Source organism: Novipirellula sp., from assembly GCF_041583735.1.
Taxonomy (GTDB): Bacteria; Planctomycetota; Planctomycetia; order Pirellulales; family Pirellulaceae; genus Novipirellula.
The window spans coordinates 1-3,283 of sequence record NZ_JBFHFD010000818.1 but is presented as its reverse complement, the minus strand read 5'-3'; the positions used below and the strand labels follow the sequence as shown (position 1 = coordinate 3,283).

Annotated in this window: 3 protein-coding genes; 1 reads left to right on the top strand and 2 read right to left on the bottom strand. The window is 51.8% G+C overall.

The window, feature by feature from the left end:
- Positions 1-1,495: 1,495 nt before the first annotated feature.
- Positions 1,496-1,879: a hypothetical protein gene (locus ABX962_RS33200; RefSeq protein ID WP_372725971.1), complete on the bottom strand. Its 384-nt coding sequence runs from the start codon at positions 1,877-1,879 to the stop codon at positions 1,496-1,498.
- 145 nt (positions 1,880-2,024) lie between these two features.
- Positions 2,025-2,450 carry a hypothetical protein gene (locus tag ABX962_RS33195; RefSeq protein ID WP_372725970.1) on the bottom strand — a complete coding sequence of 142 codons (426 nt, stop codon included), beginning with the start codon at positions 2,448-2,450 and terminating at the stop codon, positions 2,025-2,027.
- Between the two features lie 250 nt (positions 2,451-2,700).
- Between ABX962_RS33195 and ABX962_RS33190 the strand changes: the two genes are divergently transcribed.
- Positions 2,701-3,123, top strand: coding sequence for a tyrosine-type recombinase/integrase (locus tag ABX962_RS33190; protein WP_372725969.1), 423 nt, complete (start codon positions 2,701-2,703; stop codon positions 3,121-3,123).
- Positions 3,124-3,283: the final 160 nt, after the last annotated feature.

The following is a 3,283-nucleotide window of genomic DNA, read 5'->3' as shown; positions in this document are numbered from 1 at the left end:
GTCATTTTTCGGTCGCCACTGACGGGCGAGCGACCGAAAAATGCCTCCGGCGACGGCACCTCACCACCACCCGCGGAAAAAAATGAAATAAGAAAAGAAAATTACCTCAACACCACTTGCCAACCTCGGACTTCATAGTCGTTACGGTTCAGCGGGGCCACGCGAACGACTCTCCACTTCAATAATGTCAACTCGCGGACTCCATTGCAACCGATGGTGCGCCGCCGTTTTGGGGAGTGTAGCGAATCCAGCAATAGCGCCGACGAACAAGCCAACGATGCCAAAAAATAGAGGTGCAGGTGGGCCCCAACCACCGAATACGAGCCAAAGCACAAGGCAATCCACAGCTGATCCGGTCATTCCGATTCCGATCCACGTTGTGACATGAAGTACCGGGTCAGGACTCGCACGACGTGTGAGCCAATACAGTGGCGTGACGAGAACGAAGGAACCAAGGCAGTAGAACAAGAGTTCGAGAAGCATCCAGTCCCATTTGAGCAGGCGATAGATTCGAGAGTTCGGCGGTTGCGTTTGAGGTAGGTGGTCAAATGTAGCCGCAAATTCGGAGTATGCGGGAAGCAATGGAGGGTCCCAGATCGCAGTTTCTGGAAGCTTCATGATGCAAGTTCCATTGCCAGCGGTGTAGCGTGCCTCCCATATTGCGGTGCGGACCGTCATAAATACGGCGAGCACAAGCATGGCGATTAGGAGTAAACGAAAACGGTTCAAGTGAAGCGGCAGTTGTGAAGTGAAGTGAAGTGAAGTGAAGTGTTTTTAGTCGGCGAACGGTACGGTTCAGCCCGCACGGGCGAAAGACGTTAGGATGGCCCATTAACTTTCAACCCGTGCTGAAGTGCAACCGATGGTTCCCCCGCCGTTTCCTTTAACCAAGCAGGTACGAATGCGAGCCCTTCTCGTATGGGGTTGCTTGAAAGTCAGGGCCATCAATTTCTTCCTCCAAGAACCAACGGATCCCGTGTATCTCCGGTACGGTTTCAAGCGATTCGGACAACCCATTGTAGAACGACCGTACAGAAACGTCTGTGCAGTTTGAGACGACTGACACCCACAGCATCCACCCGTTGCTGTAGTCAGAAAAATCGAGCCGAAATTCTTCGTTCTCGCTCGTGCGAATGTCAGCCCATATTTCGGAAGTCCAAAGCGAAAACGCGATGCACGTCGGAGTTAGAGGAGCAGGAAGTTCCAAGCAGATTTTCTGAAATAAGGGAAAACCTGGTCTCATGTCAGGATTGTCCGTCGGAATCTCTAGATGTAGTAATTGGCATTCAGCCACCCGAAAAAACGCTGTTGTTCTGAATCCGAAACGTTCGACTGGTGTCATATCAATTGAGTCGCAGTGTGGCTCACGTGGAAACGAACATTTTAAGTCGGGGAACGGCGGACATCACAGGGCACGGAGATTTGACTTTCGGTTGCGAAAAACGCCGCAAGCCGCGGTCCGGTGCATGCCATTGTTCCCCGCCATTCTATACGGTCAGTTCTCAAACCACATCCAGAAATCTACAAGCTCGCCACGTTCTATGACTGCATAACCGCACTCTCCGCGAAGCTTCTCCCACGAATCGCCGCCAGTATCGTATTTCCAAAGTTCAGCATTCGATAGATCAAGGGTCGATAGCCAATCTGCAAAAAGCTGATCGCCTGTGCGTCTTGGACCGTAGACAAGTCGCCAGAAAAGATCGACCAGCAGGCCACCTATCGCGAACCATAAGACGCGAAAGACAAGGGGTTCAGGAATCGCGACGCTTGCTATGTGTTCTTCGTCACGCTGAATCTCCGCGATCGCTCGTTCGGGTGTAACCTTTTCGTCCAGCCACCGCAGTATTTCGTCTGCTCGTGTCTTCGGGATGTGTTTCATGGAATCACAGAGTTTAGCAGTACACGCCTTCAATCGGGGAACGGCGGACATCACGGGGCACGGAGAGTTGACTATCCATTGCGAAAAAAGCCGCAAGCCGTGCTCCCGTGCATGTCATTGTTCCCCGCTTTGTTGAAGTCGTTGGTCAATCAAAGGATACGCAAACGTCGGAATCGGAGTCAATCGAACGCTGAAGCGCCACACGAAGGTCAGTCAAACAATAGTACCGCCAACCCGCACCCTTTCCCCACTTGGCCTCGATTGGGTCTAAGCCCGATTCATCGTCCAGTTCAATTGCATTCCACACGTCGGCGTCGCCAAATCGTTGTCGATAATTGTCATATAGCAAGTCAACGATAGGTAACAGTCGTTTGGATGATGCAGACGGAATTAGGAAGTATTCACCTGTTTCATCTAGTTGACGTTGAAGCGGAGCTATCAGTTCGCTGACGAACGTATCACGTTCGGATTCTGGAAGTTGCGAGGGTAGCTCTTCGAGCACCCCGGACATCGCCGAACCGGACTTGTCGTCGCCGCAAAAATCATCGCATTGAATGTAGCCGCCACCCATCGTGCATGTCCATGTTGGGAGTGTTATTCAGTCGGGGAACGAAGTAATTATCGCTGGTTGTGGTGGTTATAAGTGAGGCCTGGGGCTGTTATCGCCGTTTGGACCTTCGGCTCCCTCGGTGACACGTGGAGTGTTATCGCCGGTTCGAGGGATTGTTATCGCCCGTTGGCGTTTGCTGAGTATGAGGGGATGCGATTCTTGGGTCAAGCAAAATTGTAATCGAATTTTCCTTCAGAGGCATTGACCTGTAATGCACGCATGTAAAGAGTCAGCAAAGATCGTGCTGCGGCGATGCAGGGCGTCGGTAAAATCGATTCAGTACTCCGAAAAGCTTTGGGGCCATCGCAACCGGGACGGAATCTGCTCCACAGGTCCCGATTTGGCCAGCTTCTCTTTGCCGAATCGGGTGATTGCCGAAGGCCCTGGAGCGGATGTGTCCCGGAGCCGCACGCGAGTTGAAGTGGCTGTCCTCCAGGCGGTAATTCACAAGCACGTCAGTTCGCATGTTTTTCGCCATCGTTTTGCTATGCATTTACTGCGTGCGGGAACCGACACTTGCACAGTTCAAGAATTAGTTGGTTATGCAGAGTGCGGAGTGAGGGGCTGGAAGATTGAAAAAGTTAAATTGACAATTGTAAATTTTGAAATCGTTGAATGTGACGGCTCGATGTGAGTGCGGAAGAAGTTGTTGAACAGGAGGAAAGGGAGGTAACAGAGAAAGAGGTGATTTGTGGCTTTGTTTCCTCTGTTTCCTCTGTTTCCTCCTGTTCAAATAAGACCGCGCATCTGTTGCTTGCGTCTGCGACGGGGAAACCTGCGGTGATGCGGAGTCG